Genomic DNA, 18913 nt, shown 5'->3' with positions numbered 1-18913 from the left:
TGTTGAGACGTGATAAATTCTATGAGCCTAATAACGATGACACGGTAGCAGCGTTTTTTTTATCAGCCCCAAATCTAGGAAGCCTCAATCACTGATTGGGGCTTTTTATATATGGCAAACTCAAAAATATAAAACTTTCTTGCCCCATCCTCACTAGCTACTCTTGCAATTTTGCTGTGCAACCTCAACCTTCTGACCTCTGCTCACTATTTTTGTACGTTTTTTTTTGCCCTATGATTACCGAGTCAAGTTAAACTAGTGGTAAATAACCGCACTGATAATAATAACTTTTAATTTGTAACTTATTTAATCTGTAACTTAAGGATATCCTATGAAACGCCGTGCCCTATTAACTTTAGCAGCTAGCACTGTATTGCTAGCGGCCTGTAGCCAATCTACAACTGATGAGACAGCTAGCAATGCTGATAGTACTACTGAGGGTGGCTCAGAACTGCTACAGCGTATCAATAATGGCGGCACGATCAATGTCGGCACTGAAGGTACTTATCCGCCGTTTACCTACCATGACCAAAGCGGTGAACTGACCGGCTACGACGTGGAAGTCACCCGTGCGGTCGCTGATAAGCTCGGCGTCGATGTTGAGTTTAAAGAAACCCAGTGGGATGCAATGCTAGCAGGTCTCGACTCGAAGCGTTTTGATATGGTGGCCAACCAAGTTAGTCTCACTACCCCTGAGCGCCAAGCAAAGTATGACCTCGCGCAGCCTTATAGCTGGTCTGGCGCTGTGGTACTAGCGCCCACCGATGACAATCGTTATGGCTCGTGGGATAACCTAAAAGGTCTACGTAGCGCCCAGTCGTTAAGCAGTAACTATGGTGAGTTGGCCGAACGCTATCAAGCCGAAATCGTCCCTGTCGATGGTATGGCGCAAGCGATTCAGTTGGTCAAGCAAGACCGCGCTGACTTTACCATGAATGACAATTTGGCCGTACTTGATTATCTAAAAAAATTCCCAGATAGTGGCCTTGAGATCAAACTGGTTGCCCCGGCCGACGAGCAGCGCGGTTCAGGTTTGGTACTATTAAAAGGCAATGACGCTGTCGTGACGAAGTTAAATGAAGCCATGAGCGAGCTGCATGCCGACGGCACGCTGACCAAGCTTAGCGAAGAATTCTTTGGTGCTGATATAAGTCAACAAAAATAATGCTAGCGTCTCTTACTTCAGCGTTAACAGATTTATTGGCACTACTGCCCTTTATGAGTCCTGATCGGGCGCAGATCGTCATCGATTCGTTTTGGCCGATGCTCAAAGGCGGTATCTATTACTCAATACCGCTGGCTTTGATTTCGTTTGCCATCGGTATGATGATTGCGCTGGTCGTGGCGCTGATTCGTATCGTGCCACGTACCGGCTGGCTGCATGAGATTGTCTACCGTCTGGCTCGTATTTATGTCTCGGCGATTCGCGGGACACCGATGCTGGTGCAGTTGTTTATTATCTTTTATGGCCTGCCAAGCGTCGGCGTCAAGCTCGACCCGTTTCCTTCAGCGATTATTGCCTTTTCGCTCAATATCGGTGCTTATGCCTCAGAGACGGTACGTGCCTCGATTTTGTCGATTCCAAAAGGTCAGTGGGAAGCAGGCTCGACGGTCGGTTTGACGTATCTGCAGACCTTTCGCCACGTGATTTTGCCGCAAGCGCTTAGAGTATCCGTGCCGCCCTTGTCTAATACCTTTATTAGTTTAGTCAAAGACACCTCGCTAGCTTCTTTAGTGCTGGTCACTGAGCTCTTTAAACAAGCGCAGATCATCACCGCCCGCAACTATGAGTTTATGCTGGTCTATACTGAAGCGGCCTTTATTTATTGGGCCATTTGTCTGTTCTTGACCTTTATCCAAGGCAAGCTTGAGACGCGTCTTGATCGCTATGTGGCAAAATAGCTTAACCATTAACTGCTAGCTTTTCATTTGTAAACGGAAACGTCTTTATGATTCAAATCACGAACATCCACAAAGCTTTTGGTACCAATCAAGTGCTAAAGGGCATAGATTTGAGCATTGATAAAGGTAAGGTGGTGGTGATATTAGGGCCATCAGGATCAGGCAAAACTACTTTTTTACGCTGTATTAATGCGCTGGAGATTCCTGACCAAGGGGTGATCGCTTTTGATGATAATAGCTTAAGTGTAGATTTTAGCGCTAAGCCAAATAAAAAAAAGCTATTGGCCCTGCAGCGTAAGTCGGGCATGGTGTTTCAGTCTTACAATTTATTTCCACACAAGACGGCGCTACAGAACTTAATGCTTGGGCCGACCGTAGTGCAAGGCGTCTCAAAAGCTGACGCGCAGGCGCAAGCGCTAGCACTACTCAACAAGGTGGGGCTTGCGGACAAAGCCGATCTGTATCCGTTTCAGCTATCAGGTGGTCAGCAGCAGCGCATCGGCATTGCCCGCGCTTTGGCCATTGAGCCGTCGCTGTTGCTATTTGATGAGCCGACCTCAGCGCTTGATCCGGAGTTGGTACAAGATGTGCTTGAGACCATGAAGCAGCTGGCAAGTGAGGGCTGGACGATGGTTGTGGTCACACATGAAATCAGCTTTGCGCGCGATGTCGCCGATCATGTGGTATTAATTGAGGATGGCCATGTGGTTGAGGAGGGCAGCGCTCAGCAGATGTTTGAGCTATCCACTCACCCGCGTACGCAAGCGTTTTTGCAGCGTATTGAACAATAATAGATTTACAGCCATTCAAATCATCTATCAAATCTTATAGCATCAACCTTTAATTTTAAGCGAAATAAAGCTCCAACTGTGGTGTCATGGTTGGGGCTTTTTTGATAACGATTAGGGCGTGTTGAACATTCACAAATGCGCACTGCTGATCGCTACTAGTTAATCAAAGCTGTGTTCTAGTCGTCGTTAAAATTGCAGATAATGCTTATTGCATTGGCTAGCTGATTTTATTTAAACAGTCGCAACGACTAGGGCGATTTTAGCATCAGCCCTCACGACAACAACGGGGACAGGACTATTTTTTGCTGCTTTATTGATAAAAATAGACGCTTAGAACGACTAAACTTACCATTTTTATCTGCAAATCGCCTAAAAAATAGTCTCTGTCAGTGCCATGGTCGAATGTTCAACACGCCCTAATAAATACTAGACTTTTTGCCGTCGTCGCAGCCACCGTGGCACTCGAGTAGTAGTACCGTTAAGTAGCGCATTAAATAGCGCGGCGAGTAAGATAAGCATGACGCCTAAATACTGAACAAGGCTAAGCGACTGGTTCAATAGTAATATTGCTAAAGCAATAGCGGTCAGCGGCTCAAAAATAGTAAACACTGAAGCGCGAGAAGCGGGTAGTTTTTCTAGCGCTTTCATATATAAGGCAAACGGCACGACCGTACCAATCAGTGCGAGCCCTAATGCGTAGCCTAAGCTCAATACAGGCAAGCTCAATAACTTGCTATAAGTATGATAAGTCTCAGGTAATAATAACAGTACGCTGGCGCTAATCACGATAGAGGTAAAAAACACTAAGGGAGCCGGATGCGCGTAGTGCATAGCGCGTTTGCCAAGCACACCATATAACGAATAACACACCCCTGCTAATAGTCCTAACCCTATGCCCCAGTTGACTTGCGCGCCAGCACCAACATAGGACACAGCAAAGAAGTAACATAGCGACATACCCAGTACGCCAATCAGCGATTGCAATGCCAAGCCGCCCCATTGTTTGGCGCTAAGCTTGAGCAGCTGCGGGTATAGTTTGGGCAGCATAAAAAGAACAATTAACGACGCGGTCACGATACGCAAGATAGTCACCTGCCAGCCACTAAAGCCTAATTGGTTCAGATAGGTTGAGAATATCCCAAGCGTACCCCAGCAGACTGCAGCGGTGATAATTTGGATCGTACCTAACCACTGTCCTGATCCTCGTATCGATCCTTGCTCTGTCAGTAAATTGCTCTGTGTCATACCTTAGTCTCTTAAACACTAATACAAATTTGGGTAGATGACGTTTATCAGATAACGCTATAAAGGGATGCCTTACATATAAAAAGACAACCCTGTAAGGGCTGTCTTATCTAGACGCGCACGGACTGTATCTAGCTTTATGGTAACTAAATGAAGTAGGTATAAAGCTAATCGTTCAGTACCGACATCTAAACCTGTTCTTGCTCTACTCGTTGCGCTTTAGGGTCAGGTTGCTCGTTTTCGATCTCAATCGTGACGCCCCAATCATCAATATTTAACTCATGGCAGTTATTGCCAGGGCCGTTGATGCGATCGACGACTAAGAAGTCGCAATCAGCACCTAGCGCTAGTAGTGGGTGGTGCCAGACATTTCTATCGTATTGCACTCCTTGATGCGACTTGGCATAAAACACGGTCAAATCATCAGCTGATTTTGGCGGCTCGCCTGCAGGGGCCACGACTACGACGTAGTCTCGGCCATTCATGGAAAAGAAGGCTTGCGTGCCAAAAGGATGATATTCCATCACGGATAACCTGATAGGGTGGTCGCGCTTTTTGGCCCGAAAAATACTTAGGCCAACTTCACCGCCATCTAGCGCTACTTTGGTAATAGCGTGATGACGACAAGCATAACCTTGGTTGATATGATAACAATTATCAGGCGTTTGTTGCTCATCATCATAAGGTTCAATCACCGTGCCATAGGGAGCAAATTCAGCTTTAGTTAAAGGTTTTGCAACGATCGTAGTACTCATGACTTTGCCTTACTTTTATTATGACTACCTGCAAATTCCTTACAAATTTGCAGGCGACTTAATACGCCATTTAAGTGCAAATGGCGTATTAGAATGAATGCTGGTATTTGATACTATCTACTATTCCAGATGACCTATTATTCTGGACGAATAAAAGGCATATGTCTATTCACATCTTTATAGAGTAAGTATCTAAAGGGACCAGGGCCGCCAGCGTAGCAAGACTGCGGGCAAAACGCACGTAGCCACATAAAATCACCGGCCTCAACTTCGACCCACTCAGCATTTAAGTGGTAGACCGCTTTGCCTTCTAGCACGTATAAGCCGTGTTCCATTACATGCGTTTCATCAAATGGAATCACGCCGCCTGGCTCAAAAGTAACGATGTTTACATGCATATCGTGGCGCATATCAGACTGCTCAGTGAACCGCGTGGTTTTCCAGACGCCATTGGTATCTGGCATGGCGATCGCTTCGACCTCATGGTCACTGGTAACAAAAGCTTCAGGAACATCGATGCCTTCTACATACTGATAGGCTTTACGGATCCAGTGGAACTTGACGTGGGTGTCGCTATTGTTTTTCAGCGTCCATTTGCAGCCAGGAGGTAAAAACGCATAACCACCGGCCTCCATATGATGCGTCTCTCCCTCGATAGTCACGTCCATCTCACCTTCAACGACGAATAATACGGCTTCGGCTTTCGCATCGAGCTCAGGCTTGTCAGAGCCGCCATTGGGTGCGACTTCGACGATATATTGTGAAAAGGTTTCTGAAAAACCGCTTAACGGACGAGCAATCACCCACATACGCATACCTTCCCAAAAGGGCAGGTAACTAATCACGATGTCAGTGAGGACACGTTTAGGGATAATAGCATAAGCTTCAGTGAAGACAGCGCGATCGGATAGCAGCTGGGTTTGCGGCGGTAAGCCGCCAGTTGGTGCATAATACGTGCTTTTTGTTGACATAGTTAAGAGTCCTTAGTCATTAGGGGCCGTGATAAATTTGAGTCTAAGACCATGATGATATCTATTCCGATGATATCGATCATAGTTACATCCAGTCTGCGGTATTATCCTTAGTCGCTGGATGGTTGTCGTACCAGTGTTTAGCGATCTCATCGCGGCGACAGACCCAAACGTCAGGCTTATTGGTAATATATTGCAAGAATTTTTTGAGTGCGACAATACGCCCAGCGCGGCCTATGATACGGCAATGCAGGCCAATGGTCAGCATTTTGGGCGTGTTTTTGCCGTTTTTATCCCCTTCCTCATACAGCGTGTCAAAGCTGTCTTTGAGATACTGATAAAAAGGCTCAGCATTGGTGAATCCAGGGCTGGATGAGAAACGCATATCGTTAGTCTCAAGCGTATAAGGAATAACCAGATGCGGCTTACGTAATATTTTATCGCCATCTTCGCACTTGACATTTAGCCAATAAGGCAGCTCATCAGCGTAGGAGTCAGAATCATAACTATAACCGCCTTGCTCGACGACCAGCTCACGAGTATTGGGACTATCACGTCCGGTGTACCAGCCTATAGGCTGCTTGCCGAGCATACGCTCAAAGATCTCAGTAGCACGGCGCACATGCTCACGCTCGATTTCGCGGTACATATACTGGTAAGTGATCCAGCGCAGGCCGTGGCTAGCAACTTCGTGGCCATCTTCTAGTACACGTTCAATGATATGCGGGGTTTTTTCTGCGGCCGCAGCACAAGTGAATGTCGTGATGGGCAGGCCATACTCTTTAAAGACATCCAAGACGCGCCAAACGCCGACGCGGCTACCGTATTCAAACGCCGATTCGATAGACTGATGACGATTGTTAAACGAAGGCGTGCCCAATATATCAGATAAAAACCGCTCTGATTCGCTATCACCGTGGATGATACTATTTTCTGCACCCTCTTCAATATTCAAGACGAACTGAACAGCGATTCTAGCGCCGCCAGGCCAGTTGGCTTTAGGGGGAGTATCAGCATAGCCTTTTAGATCACGCGGATAAGCGGAGTGATCAAAGTCGCTGGTGATTTTTTGCGTCATAATGTTTTTCCTTCTATTCATACTGTTTGCTAACCATCTAGCTATTTATTAGCGCCTTAACAGTACACAGTGCTTATTTGTGCGTTAAAGTTTTATTGAGCTCAATGCCATATTTGCGCATGAGAAGCCAGTAAATTAACCCGCCGATTGCTGCGCCTAATAAGAAGCCGTAACCTTCGAATTTTGCCAAATTAGGTACGAGTACTGTCGCGACAGAAAACAAAGCGCCGATAGCAAAGGCGATAAGACCACGGATATTCCAGCCTTTGGTATAATAATAAGCGCCCGTTGGCTGCGCAGAAAACAAGTCATTCATGTTGATGTTTTGACGTCTAATAATGTAGTAATCGATGACCAAAATTCCAAAGAATGGCGCAATGATAGCGCCCACGACGTTGACAAAACCGACGATACCAATTTTACTGATGACTGATAACCAAAGCGCGCCGACGGTCAAGCGAATTATTCAATATTGTATATTGGCCTACCTTTGCCGTCTTATTTTAACCGCTTAAAGCATTCTATAGCCCAGCGGCATACGCCACAATTTGAGCGCGCTCCTCATCGGTTAATTGAGTGATATTGCCTAATGGCATATAGCCGGTTTGTACCGCAGTGACCACTTTAGCTTGATGAGTTTTCATATCTTCAGGGGTTTGCAATATAATGCCAGCAGGCGGCGCGTTAAAGCCTTGCTGCGTCGGCTGCGCCATGTGACAAGTTGCGCATTTTTCTTGTACCACACTCATAACCGCATCGTTAGCTGAGACAGTTACGGCTTCCCCAGTGCTATCAGCCGCAGCTATTGCTGGATTAGTTGCGTCAGTAGGTGTCGGCGTCTCAGGGGCAGCTTCTACAGGAACCGCAGACTGTACGGGTGGTACAGGAAGCGGCTCAATAGGTGCAGGGCGCATCCAAATAATCAATAAAACAGTCAATAAAGCTGGAATCCATAGGAATTTGGGCTGCGTATTGCCCAGATGCTTTTGGTTAAAATAGTGACGTACGAGCGCAGTAATGACCCCGACAAACACTAGCACTAACCAGCCATGCGCGTGTGAGTACATCATCGGATAGTGGTTACTAATCATGGTAAAGATAAGCGGCAGGGTAAAATAATTATTCATCAAAGAGCGGTTCTTGGCCATAAGTGCCAAGTCTGCGACTTCTTTACCCGGCTTTTCGCCTCTACGTACGCAGTCCACTAGCGCGCGCTGAGCGGGCATAATCCCAAAAAACACGTTACCCGCCATAATCGTACCTAAAATAGCACCGACATGGATAAAAGAGGCGCGATCACTAAACAGCTGGTATGAGCCCCAAGTTGCAAGCACTAGCAGGATAAAGATAGTAGAGCTAAACACTAACGCATTCTTGCCGATGCGGCTACGGACGATAACCTCATAGACAAAGTAGCTACCGAACAAGAAGAGTAAGCTGGTCGAGATAGCGCCAACATGACTACCAAAAGCGACTTTGCTGGGGTCAATCAGATAGGCGGTCGCATTGGCGTAGTAGACAATCGCCATCATCGCCGCACCAGTTAGCCAAGTGGTATAAGCTTCCCACTTGAACCAATGCAGCGTCTTTGGCATCTCTTCAGGTTCGAGCTTATATTTAGCGATTTCATAAAACCCGCCACCGTGTACCGCCCACAAGTCGCCAGAGATACCTTTATCGGCTTTCCACTGCGGCGGCTTACGTAAGCTCAGATCGAGCCAAACAAAATAAAAGGACGCACCAATCCATGCTACGCCGGCGATAACGTGAAACCAGCGAAAAAATAAAGCGACCCAATCAAGAAGATATGCACCCATGCGACTACTGTCCTTTTATACGATGTCTTAAATACTGCGTTTGATACGAAAAATAAATTACGAGCCGCGATAAGTGCTGTAACCGTGAGCACTTAGTAATAGGGGCACATGATAGTGACTGTCGTCACTGACCACAAAGTCGATGATGACTTGTGGATAAAAAGCCGTTAGTTCTTGAGTGTCAAAATAGGCTTGCGTATCAAAGGTAAGGGTATAGCGACCCGTACTCAGCTCACGATCAGCTGCGCTCACGGCCTCATCAAACTGCCAGCTATCTGGGCTTACGCGGCCATCACTATTGGTAGTGCCATGAGCCAAAAGCGTGGCGTTTGAATGGTTATCAACTCGGCGTAGAGCAACTGCGATATCGGCGGCAGGTCTGCCCAAATGAGTGTCTAAGATATGCGAGGAAAGAGAAGCTGACATAATAAATCCTTTGATGTTTTTGGTATTTTCAGTGTTTTAAAAGTACGGTTAGTTGAGCTAAACGGCTTATTCAAATAATTTGTTTAAACGCAAGCGCGTGATTTTATTTTGTTCTGTCGCGGCGTTGACAAGCTCAGTGGCGCGCTCATTCGGCAAACGCGCTAATAGTAAGTCGAGCATTTGCTTAGCGCTTTTGCCTGTGGCAAAGACGATAAAGATAAAGCCAAACTTATCAAGATAGGCTTGATTGCCTTGTGCTAGAGCTTCAAGAACCTCATCATCTGCTTCATTCGCGCCTGATTGTTCATGAGCAGCGCTATCTGCAGTATTGCGGTACTTTTCTTTGAGCGTGGCGACATTACCGATTTGCGGATGGCCGTCAAGCGCCTCTAACAAGTCCGACTCTTGCTGTTGCACTTTGCTCCATACCGTATCGCTATGAGCGATCAGAGCCTCTAGCGTCTCGAATGGTCGAGCGCTTGCTACGTTATGCGCCCAGCGAGAGCTGGTACAGCAAGTAAGTAGTGCGGAGGTGGCTTGGTCTTGGTCAAAGTCGTTGAATTGCGCTAAGGTTAAACTCACGATGAAGTCCTTTTCTTGTAGGGTGGAAGCCTCATAGCCTTTCAAATCATAGCGTATCAAAAATAAGGACATGCCTTAGGTGTTTGGCAGTCTATTGGTATGCTAAAGTGATATCGCTGAGAGTGATAATAAAAGTGTAAATAAGTCGCCAAATGGTTTATATTGGCTATTCTGCTTAAAGCTGACCAAATGGTCAACTACTTTATACAATATATCATAATTTATCGCATTTAGTACTCAATAATTTAAGCGTTATCAGCATTACTTAACCACTAAGCTGTCATTATTTGCTTTTTATAGGATACATTTATGACTTTTACCACCGATGATTTGAGCACTTTAGATAATGACACTCACCGCAGTCAGCAAGACATTCGCGCTCATAATCAAGCCGTCATTCTCAAGGCTGCTGAAGAGGAGTTTGTGCTAAAAAGTTTCCGCGGCGCTACGATGCAGGGCATTGCCGATCGTGCCGGACTCCCCAAAGCCAATGTACATTATTATTTTAAGAATAAAAAAAACCTCTATGAAAAAGTACTGCGCGCCATTATTGAGGAGTGGAACGAGGGTCTTGTAACAATGACGGTAGATAGCGACCCAAAAACCGTCATTGAGAAGTTTGTCAGAACTAAGCTGCACCAAGCTTTTGCTCATCCCAATCGCCATAAGCTTTTCGCTCTTGAAGTCATCGGCGGCGCTCCGCATTTGCATGATTTTATGTCGTATACGATGCAAGACTGGGCGCTTGATAAGGTGGAGGTGATGAAAACTTGGCATCAGCAAGGCAAGATAGGTATCAAAGATCCGCTTCAATTGCTTATTCTGATTTGGGCGACCACCCAGCGTTATGCTGAATTTGAAACTGAGATTGTTGGTTTGTTGCAAAAACAGGCGTATGAAGAGAACGATGAAGCGCGAGCAGCCGAGTTTTTGATACCGTTTATCTTACGCGGCTGTGGACTTGAGTAATTAGCGCTCCAGCGGTATAGCAATGCAATAATGCTAAGCCAGTGAGGTACTCAATGCTATCACTTCGTTGTTAGATTCATCAATACAAAACCGCCATAAAATAATCTTATGGCGGTTTTTGTACTTTTTATTCTAACAATCTGCCTTAGTAATAATCTATCCTAGCGATAGTCTATGACGACATTATCACTACCATCACTTTTATCACTAGGGTGCATGACTGCCTGTCTTTAAGCCATCATCTATATGCTGATCAGCCGTATCAAATTCAGCACCATAGCTCTTAGGCAAGATAGTATCCAATAAGATAGCAACCACACCAGACATCGTTACCGCTGAGCCAAAGATATTGCGGAACATCTGCGGCATTTGTGCAAACACATCAGGGACAAAGGCGACGCCCAAACCCAGACCCAGTGAGGTGGCGATAATTAATACATTACGATGAGTGAAGTTGACTGTCGCTAGAATACGAATACCTGCAGTCGCTACGGTCGCAAACATCAGTAGCGTCACCCCGCCAACGACTGGCTTTGGCAGCTGAGTAAAAATAGCACCAAGAAAGGGAAACAGACCCATAACAAATAAAATGCCTGCTACAAAAAAACCGACATAACGGCTGGCGATACCGGTCATCTGAATGACCCCGTTATTTTGGCTAAAAGTCGTCACAGGAAAGCTATTAAATACCCCAGCGATGGCGGAGTTGACACCATCGCCTAATACTCCGCCCTTGATACGTTTTTCGTATAGCGGGCCTTTGATCGGTTCACCTGAGATCATCGAAGTTGCAGTGAGATCTCCTGAGGTCTCGATACTGGTAATGATGTACATAAAGGCGATTGGAATAAAGGCCTGCCAGTCAAAACCAAAACCGAACTTGAACGGAACAGGCACGGTAAAGAGAGGGGCTTCAGCGACCAACGAGAAGTCGATACGGCCCATAAACATAGCGACAGCCAAACCCAGCATCAGTCCAATGAAAATAGCGCTTGAGCGAATGACTTTATTATTGACGATACTGATCAGTACGACGCTGACCAAGACCCCGCCGCCAAGCATAAGGTTAGGAATGCTACCAAAATCTTCTGCACCCACTCCGCCTGCTAGATCAGTCAGACCTACCTTAGTCAGTGACAGACCAATGGTCACAATAACGCAGCCGGTCACAATCGGACTCATAAGCGACTTGAGCTTAGTGATGAACTGACTCAAAAATATCTCGACAAAAGCACCAAGAAAGGTCACCCCGAAGATAACTGAGAGAATCTCCTCAGGACTACCGCCGCGGTTTTTGACCACAAACCCTGCTGCTAGTACTGCGGCTAAGAAGCCAAAACTAGTGCCTTGTAGCGCCATAAGTCCAGAACCGACGGGACCGACTTTGCGTGTCTGGATGAAGGTGGCGACGCCAGATACCATCAGTGCCATACTAATCAGGTAGGGGATGTGCTCCCCTAGACCTAAAGCACCGCCGATGATTAACGAGGGCGTAATCACCCCAACAAAGGCGGCTAGTACATGCTGTACTGCGCCCAAAAATGCTTTTCCCGCGGCAGGGCGATCGTGCAGTCCATACAGTAAGTCTGGATTTCCTTGCGTCTGTACAGTCGTTTCACTCATGATAACTTCCTTTTATATGACCTTTGCAGTCCTTTGGAACAAAGAGTAGTACTTGTCCATATGCTAATAAACAAGAATAATTGTTTAGTTACTCTATCGAACGTTAACGATATAACCTGACCATTTAGTCAGCTATCTGTAGGATATAGTGAAAGGGTTCATTATTGCAACGCTTTTTTAGCCTAAAAGTGGCAATTACTAACAATAAAAGCTGCTAGTAAACTTAGTGACGAGCTTATTTCTATATCAAAGCTTTAATTCATTGTTGCCAAATTATAAATACTTCGCTATTATACTTTCCGAAATGTTAATGATAATAATTATCGTTAATATTATCATATAGGGTAGTGGATGGTTATAGCAGTTGAGCTGCGAATGAGATACATCATTCGTTAACAGCCGATCAAAAATGCGGCTTTACTGTTTTATACATCGTTCACTAACTTTTGGGCATAGATTTGGCAGTTAAATTAAGTGAGTATTTTATGGGCGTAGTAACGTTTTCAAGTCGATTATCGGTTTTATCTATAGGGGTAGCCACAGCGCTATTTTCACAAATGGCTAATGCTGCAGAGGCGATGCCTAGCACGACGCTACAAACGATTACGGTAACGGCAAACACCTCAGTACGTGAAAATGTACAAGAAGACTCAGTCTATATCGACAACTATACGCCCGCAGCGCAGGCAAGCCACTTAAGTGATTTTTTGGATGTGATACCTGGAGTCGAGGTCGGTGGTACTTCAACGGTGAATCAGCGTATCAGAGTGCGTGGTCTTGACGATACCAATCTTAAAGTCACCGTCGATGGCGCGCGTCAAGAGGGTGCCCTCTTTTATCATATGGGCGATGTCACTCTTGATCCTGACTTGCTAAAACAAGCTGAGGTAGCGGTCGGTAATAACTCAGTCACGCTGGGTAACGATGCCTTAGGCGGCGCGGTCGCGTTTGAAACGGTCGATGCTGCAGATTTATTAAAGCCCGGTCAAAAGATCGGCGCAAAACTAAAGGCAGGTTATGCCAGTAATAATGATGAGCTACTTACGTCAGCGACTGTGTATGGTGCGCCAACAGACAATATTGACCTATTGGCTTATTATGGCAAGCGCGATACCGACTCTGGCGAAGATGGCGACGGCCGTGAGCTTTATGAGGACAGTGAGAGCGAAAACATCTTATTAAAAGCAGGCGCGTATATTGGTGACGACCATCATGTCGGTGCAAGCTTTAGCCGTACCGAAAAAGAAGGTGTTTTCCCTTATCGACCAGATTTTCCAAGTCTTCCTAACAGTCGTGGTCCTGATGTCATCCCACAAGAAATAAAGCGCGATACTTATACGCTCGATCATAACTTTAATCCAGCAAACTCACTCATTGACGTTGATACCACCGTTTATCAAACAGAAACGCAGATTCTGCGTGATTCTGAAGACGTAGGCAACTTTGATTTTGATGCAAAAGTAAAAACCACAGGTGTTAAGATTGAAAATACCAGTGTTATTGACACAAATAACGGTCGTCATAAGCTAATCGTAGGCGCCGAGCACTACGAAAAAGAGTCAGAGATGGCACGTGATGGTTCTGCAACTGCGAATGATGATGCCAATAACACCTCAGTCTATCTAGAAGACCAATGGCAAATGGGCAAACTGACGCTGACACCAGGTGTACGCTACGACCGCTATGAGTCTCCTGAATTTGTGGCGGGTGGTTCTACTTACGACAATGTGGTTGGCGCGCTAGCAGCCAGCTACGAGGTTGCGCCGCGTACGCAAGTGTTTGCCAGCTACACAGAGCTGTTTAATGGCCCAGATTTAGGCCCAACTGTCTTTAACAGCAATGGCGAGGGTATTTATGTCAATGATGATCTCAAGCCAGAAGAAGGCTATAACTCTGAGGTAGGTGTGACCACCACGCTACGCGATCTAACCATTGCTGATGATGCGCTACAATTGAGTGCAAAATACTTTAGATCTAATATCGAGAACTATCAGCAGTTTATGCGTACAGGTAGTCGCCCTGGTAGATTTGGGATTGACTGTGAGACCGGCGCGATAGGCGGTGACTGTCAAGGTATGTTCAACAGTGATGAAGACTATAAAATAGATGGTGTTGAGCTGGCTGCTAACTACACTACTCGTGACTTTGGTATGGGGCTGAGCTACTCACGTGCTCGTAGCGAAGGCGATAAGACAGGCAATAGTATCCCATCAGTAAGTGGCAGTGGTGCTGACTCAGGCGATCGCTACATGGTGAACTTAGATTATGCAGCTAATGATATGGTTGATTTAGGCTGGCGCAGTACTTATGTAGCATCTATTACTGATAATCAAGGTGAGACTAAGCCAAGCTATGATGTGCACGATATCTATATGAATTATGCGCCCCGTCAGCTCGAGAATGTCAAAGCCACCGTTGGGGTTTATAACTTATTTGATGAGACTTATGCCAGTCACGCATCGCGCTTAAATACGGCTGATGCTACGGCTACAGATTTTGAGATGGGTCGTAATATCAAAACCTCTTTGACCTATCAATTCTAAAAGTCGTTAACTCTAAAATCTATCAGCTCTGACTGCATAATCGTAGTGTGACTGATGAAAAATAAAAAGCCAGCTGTCTGACGAGGAGAGCTGGCTTTTCTTATCGTAATTTTAGACCTCACCAAGATGGTTGTATGACTGTGCTACTGGTATAAATTTTCTTTGCGTGCTGCTTACACAGAGGCTGCACAAAATTCATCCCAGTAGCATGGTATCGTTTTTAAAGTGGGTTAACTAGACAGCTAAAAGGATAAAAAATGACCAAACCTAATCCAAGAGTATTAGAAGTAAAAGGCATCAAAGATATCACCCCAAACATGCGCCGCATTACACTTGGTGGAGCGGGCATGCAAGACTTCCCAGCAGATCAAGAAAGCGCCTATATCAAACTGATGTTTGCAGGGGAGGCAGGAAAAAAGCCCATCATGCGCACTTATACCATTATCCAGCAACGTGACGATGAAATCGATGTTGACTTTGTCTTACATGGTCTCAACCACAAAGGCGCTGAAGGTCCTGCCTCACATTGGGCCAAAACCACACAAGCCGGTGATACCATTCTGATTGGGGGACCAGGCCCCAAAAAGCTTATCAATCACGAAGCGGATTGGTTTTTATTGGCGGGAGACATGACCGCGCTGCCCGCCATCACGGTAAACTTAGCACAGCTGCCCGAGGATGCCGAGGGCTATGCCGTCATCGAGGTGCTGAGTGAGGATGATATCCAGCCGCTACAAAAGCCGAAGAATATAACGCTTGAGTGGGTAATCAATGCCGAAGCAAGCAGCAGTCATTACCCCATTCTTGAGCGTATTAAGACGCTAGGCTGGCCGGCTGGTGAAGTGGCAGTGTGGGCGGCGTGCGAGTTCAATAGTATGCGAGCGCTGCGTCAGTACTTCAAACAAAAAGAAGTGGCTAAGAGTCATCTTTATATCTCTAGCTACTGGAAACTTGACAGCAATGAAGATGAGCATAAAATCGTCAAACGCGAAGATGCTGCATTAGGGTTATAAGGTGACGTAGCTACAGTCTTGCTTAACTATAACTGTAACAATGTATCGACAATCACTGGCCGACCTTGATGGTTAAGTACCGTCACATCGACGTTATATAAGTCTTTCATGGTATCTTTAGTGATGACATCGACAGGCTGCCCAACCGCCATCACTTGGCCAGTTTTCATCATGACCACAGTATCGGCAAACTGCGCGGCTTGGTTGATATCATGTAGGACGATGACTACGGTTTTTTGCTGACTGCAGCTAAGCTCGCGCAGCTCACGCATCAGACGCCCTGCATGGTACATATCCAGATTGTTTAGCGGCTCATCGAGCAGTAGATACGGCGTGTCTTGGCAGACAATCATCGCAATCAGCACGCGTTGCCGCTGACCACCAGAGAGCGTCGATAAAAAACGCTCGGCTAAGTGCTCAAGCTCAAAACGCGCGATCACTTCTTGTACTTTTTGCTTATCCTGTGCGCTTGGCTGTCCTTGATGATACGGGTAGCGGCCAAACATCAGCAGCTCATGCACGCGCAGGCGACCTTGCACTTGGTTGTCTTGCCCAAGCATCGCCACCGTCTTAGCCAAAGTGCGCGCAGGGCAGCTGACAATATCATGCTCACCAAACATCACCTTCCCAGACTGTAGCGGTTGTAGCCTCGCCATGACCGAAAATAAGGTGGATTTGCCCGCGCCATTGGGGCCGATTAGGGCAATCACTTGGGCGCTTGGTAAGGACAAGCTGATGTCATGCAGGATTTGTTGTTTGCCGATATGGTGGGAGATATTATCGAGTTTAATCATAATAATTCTTATTTTTTATATAGGTTAATACGACATGTCATCAACGCCGCTGGGTCATAAATAACAGTAGCAAAAACACCAAGCCGCCCGCCAGTTCAATCACCACGGATAACACTCCCGCCATACCCAATACTTGCTCAAACAGCGTCTGACCGAGGACCAAACAAATCATCGCCACCAAACTGACCAATATCAAACGCTCGCTATGATACATATGCCGTGCGATGCGATTGGTCAAAGCGCAGACCAGCAAGCCAAAAAAAGTCACCGGCCCGACCAGTGCCGTGGCGGTGGCGACCAATACCGCAATGACCGTCAATAGCCCAAATGCGAGGCGTTGATAATTAATGCCCAAATTAATCGCTTGCGCCTTACCGAGCATTAAGACATCGCATTGATAGCGCCAGCGCCAAATACACAGCGCGCTAATGGTGCAAATAATGAAGCTAATCCCCAATAGCTGCGGGTTGACGGTATTAAACTGCGCGTAACTGGCCGACTGTACCACGACAAAATCATCGGGGTTAATCAGGCGCGCAATTAGTGCTGATAAGCTGCGAAACAACACCCCAAAGATAACGCCCACTAGTATCAGCCGCGTCAAATCCTGACTGCTTTTTGAAAACAGCACTCGAAACAATAATAACGACGCGCCAAACATCAGGACAATCTCAAGGGTGAATTTGGCAATAGGATTGATGCTGGTAAAGCTCATTGCCCCCAAAAAGAACACTAGTAAGCTTTGGAGCAGCACATACAGCGAGTCAAAGCCCAGTAGAGAAGGGGTCAAAATAGGATTGTGTGTTAAGGTTTGAAAGAGCAGAGTCGATACGCCAATCGCATAGCCGACCACCATGAGCGCCAGCAGTTTTTTACCTCGTAGTGGTAGGGCAAAATCCCAATGACCATTGACATTGAGCGTCAAAAATAGCGTCATCGAGACCAGTAAAATAACTGCCGCTACGGCGCGCGGATATTGAGTGCTAGTTTGCCAAACTTGCAATAACGCGCGCGCTAATAATGAGCTATCGGCTTGAGAATCAGCTTTGTTATCAGTGTCTTTGATAGTTGATGAGGAAGGGGAGAGCATACGCTATAGTCGATCCTAAATAAAACTGAAACATTTTTGTCATGTGTTGTTGGTATGAATTTTACGCAGCCTCTGGAGTGACAAAGTCGCACAGCAAGCAAGAAAAATTTATACCAACGGCACTACACCGTTTTCGAAGTGTCTTAACTATAACCTTATAAAATAAAAGGAGAGAGAGCATTAAGACTCGCTAGGCGTACGTAATAACAACCATAAAAATACCACCGTGCCCACCACACCAAACACCGTTGCTACGGGCACCTCAAACGGATAACGAATAGAGCGGCCAATGATATCGCACAAGAGTACCGCTGAGGCACCAAGCAGCGCTACTGCAGGCAGACTTCGCCGCAGCTTGTCGCCCATAATACGGCTAACAATGTTGGGCACCACTAAGCCAATAAAGGGAATCATCCCGACTGTGACCACCACAACCGCGCTCATAATCGCTACCATCGCAACACCAAGCCAAGTGACTTGGCGTTTGTTAATGCCTAAGTTGAGCGCGATATTGTCTCCTAAGCCGACGATAGTGAGCTTATCAGCGATAATGTAAGCGATGATACATAACGCGCCCGTCAGCCATAACAGCTCGTAGCGCCCTGCTAGCACCCCAGAAAAATCACCAAATTGCCAAACACTGAGCATCTGCAGGGTTTCGGTTTGATAAGCAATAAAAGTCGTCACCGCCTCGATGATCCCGCCAAAGACGATACCGATGAGTGGAATCATCAAATAATCCGTCGGCGGTATGCGGCGGATAAGGAGCATAAATAACATCATGCCAAACACAGCTGAGACAGTGGCGACACTCATCTTGACAATAAGGGCGCTGGCTGGAAACAGCAAGCTGACCATGAGCAGCCCTAATGCCGCGCTTTGGGTCGCGCCCACCATAGAAGGCTCAACAAAACGGTTTTTTAGCACTACTTGAATGATCATCCCTGCTACCGCCATAGCGATACCAGTGAGAATGATAGCGATAGTACGCGGCAACCGGCTGACCAGCATCAGCGAGCTGTCGGCATTGGCATTATGATTGACAAGGCTTTGTAAGACCCCGGACCAAGAAAAATCCGCCACCCCAATCGATAAGCTGATCAAAACCAATAGCCCCATCAGCACTAAGCTACCCGTATTGATCAGCCACGGCGGTATCGCAGCGCGGCGCGGCTTAGCGCGAGTACCATAACTACTAGAGTGACGCCAGCTTGCAGCCCCTATAGAGGAGACGTCAGCAGAGGAGACGTCAGCGGTTTTTCCATGGGCACGAGGTGAAAATAAGGACATAACGGCTACAAGCTTAATAATAAA

Annotated in this window: 18 protein-coding genes; 6 read left to right on the top strand and 12 right to left on the bottom strand. The window is 46.4% G+C overall.

The window, feature by feature from the left end; all coding sequences use genetic code 11:
* The first annotated feature begins 331 nt into the window (after nucleotides 1-331).
* The 3 genes from W234_RS0101395 to W234_RS0101385 are packed head-to-tail and all read left to right on the top strand — an operon-like array spanning nucleotide 332 to nucleotide 2693.
* Nucleotides 332-1165, top strand: a complete 834-nt coding sequence (locus W234_RS0101395) for an amino acid ABC transporter substrate-binding protein (RefSeq protein WP_025644031.1) — start codon at nucleotides 332-334, stop codon at nucleotides 1163-1165.
* On the top strand, nucleotides 1165-1902 hold the full coding sequence (locus W234_RS0101390) for an amino acid ABC transporter permease (protein WP_025644029.1): 738 nt from the start codon (nucleotides 1165-1167) through the stop codon (nucleotides 1900-1902). Before W234_RS0101395 ends, W234_RS0101390 begins: the two co-directional genes overlap by 1 nt.
* Before the next feature lie 47 nt (nucleotides 1903-1949).
* Nucleotides 1950-2693, top strand: a complete 744-nt coding sequence (locus W234_RS0101385; RefSeq protein ID WP_025644028.1) for an amino acid ABC transporter ATP-binding protein — start codon at nucleotides 1950-1952, stop codon at nucleotides 2691-2693.
* Between the two features lie 426 nt (nucleotides 2694-3119).
* Here W234_RS0101385 and W234_RS0101380 read toward each other — a convergent pair whose 3' ends face one another.
* The 8 genes from W234_RS0101380 to uraD all read right to left on the bottom strand — a co-directional run bounded on the left by W234_RS0101380 (nucleotide 3120) and on the right by uraD (nucleotide 9567).
* Complete coding sequence (locus W234_RS0101380) at nucleotides 3120-3938, bottom strand: EamA family transporter (protein WP_025644026.1); 819 nt, start codon at nucleotides 3936-3938, stop codon at nucleotides 3120-3122.
* A 188-nt stretch (nucleotides 3939-4126) separates the two neighbouring features.
* The gene (locus W234_RS0101375) at nucleotides 4127-4693 is read right to left on the bottom strand and encodes an ureidoglycolate lyase (RefSeq protein ID WP_025644024.1); all 567 of its coding nucleotides are present in this window, start codon (nucleotides 4691-4693) and stop codon (nucleotides 4127-4129) included.
* 137 nt (nucleotides 4694-4830) lie between these two features.
* Nucleotides 4831-5664 (bottom strand): bifunctional allantoicase/(S)-ureidoglycine aminohydrolase, encoded by an 834-nt coding sequence (locus W234_RS0101365; RefSeq protein WP_025644022.1) that lies wholly within the window; start codon nucleotides 5662-5664, stop codon nucleotides 4831-4833.
* A gap of 85 nt (nucleotides 5665-5749) precedes the next feature.
* Nucleotides 5750-6742 (bottom strand): allantoinase PuuE, encoded by a 993-nt coding sequence (gene puuE / locus W234_RS0101360; RefSeq protein ID WP_025644020.1) that lies wholly within the window; start codon nucleotides 6740-6742, stop codon nucleotides 5750-5752.
* 73 nt (nucleotides 6743-6815) lie between these two features.
* Nucleotides 6816-7199: a cytosine permease gene (locus tag W234_RS0101355; protein WP_025644019.1), complete on the bottom strand. Its 384-nt coding sequence runs from the start codon at nucleotides 7197-7199 to the stop codon at nucleotides 6816-6818.
* A gap of 64 nt (nucleotides 7200-7263) precedes the next feature.
* Nucleotides 7264-8559, bottom strand: a complete 1296-nt coding sequence (locus W234_RS0101350; RefSeq protein WP_025644017.1) for a urate hydroxylase PuuD — start codon at nucleotides 8557-8559, stop codon at nucleotides 7264-7266.
* Between the two features lie 57 nt (nucleotides 8560-8616).
* The gene (gene uraH, locus W234_RS0101345; RefSeq protein WP_025644015.1) at nucleotides 8617-8985 is read right to left on the bottom strand and encodes a hydroxyisourate hydrolase; all 369 of its coding nucleotides are present in this window, start codon (nucleotides 8983-8985) and stop codon (nucleotides 8617-8619) included.
* 66 nt (nucleotides 8986-9051) lie between these two features.
* Nucleotides 9052-9567, bottom strand: coding sequence for a 2-oxo-4-hydroxy-4-carboxy-5-ureidoimidazoline decarboxylase (uraD, locus tag W234_RS0101340; RefSeq protein WP_025644013.1), 516 nt, complete (start codon nucleotides 9565-9567; stop codon nucleotides 9052-9054).
* A gap of 309 nt (nucleotides 9568-9876) precedes the next feature.
* Here uraD and W234_RS0101335 point away from each other — a divergent pair, with 309 nt between their 5' ends.
* Entirely contained in the window at nucleotides 9877-10536 is a 660-nt protein-coding gene (locus W234_RS0101335) for a TetR/AcrR family transcriptional regulator (protein WP_025644012.1), read from the top strand.
* Nucleotides 10537-10743: 207 nt separating this feature from the next.
* On the opposite strand, the gene W234_RS0101330 is transcribed toward W234_RS0101335, so the two are convergent.
* The gene (locus W234_RS0101330; RefSeq protein ID WP_025644009.1) at nucleotides 10744-12159 is read right to left on the bottom strand and encodes a uracil-xanthine permease family protein; all 1416 of its coding nucleotides are present in this window, start codon (nucleotides 12157-12159) and stop codon (nucleotides 10744-10746) included.
* A gap of 485 nt (nucleotides 12160-12644) precedes the next feature.
* Between W234_RS0101330 and W234_RS0101325 the strand changes: the two genes are divergently transcribed.
* Together W234_RS0101325 and W234_RS0101320 are read left to right on the top strand one after the other, a co-directional pair.
* On the top strand, nucleotides 12645-14702 hold the full coding sequence (locus W234_RS0101325; RefSeq protein ID WP_025644007.1) for a TonB-dependent receptor domain-containing protein: 2058 nt from the start codon (nucleotides 12645-12647) through the stop codon (nucleotides 14700-14702).
* A 257-nt stretch (nucleotides 14703-14959) separates the two neighbouring features.
* Complete coding sequence (locus W234_RS0101320; protein WP_025644005.1) at nucleotides 14960-15715, top strand: siderophore-interacting protein; 756 nt, start codon at nucleotides 14960-14962, stop codon at nucleotides 15713-15715.
* Nucleotides 15716-15741: 26 nt separating this feature from the next.
* Here the strand turns inward: W234_RS0101320 and W234_RS0101315 are convergent, their stop codons facing one another.
* From W234_RS0101315 to W234_RS0101305, 3 genes are all read right to left on the bottom strand, one after another.
* A complete protein-coding gene (locus W234_RS0101315) occupies nucleotides 15742-16509 on the bottom strand; it encodes an ABC transporter ATP-binding protein (protein ID WP_025644003.1) in 768 nt (255 codons plus the stop codon).
* 40 nt (nucleotides 16510-16549) lie between these two features.
* Nucleotides 16550-17446 (bottom strand): iron chelate uptake ABC transporter family permease subunit, encoded by an 897-nt coding sequence (locus W234_RS0101310; protein WP_051397506.1) that lies wholly within the window; start codon nucleotides 17444-17446, stop codon nucleotides 16550-16552.
* Between the two features lie 333 nt (nucleotides 17447-17779).
* Nucleotides 17780-18889, bottom strand: a complete 1110-nt coding sequence (locus tag W234_RS0101305) for an ABC transporter permease (RefSeq protein ID WP_025644000.1) — start codon at nucleotides 18887-18889, stop codon at nucleotides 17780-17782.
* Nucleotides 18890-18913 lie beyond the last annotated feature (24 nt).

The sequence above is a fragment of the Psychrobacter sp. TB15 genome (assembly GCF_000511655.1).
Lineage (GTDB): Bacteria > Pseudomonadota > Gammaproteobacteria > Pseudomonadales > Moraxellaceae > Psychrobacter > Psychrobacter submarinus.
The sequence above is the reverse complement of the archived record's forward strand: the minus strand, read 5'-3'. Positions and strand labels throughout refer to the sequence as shown.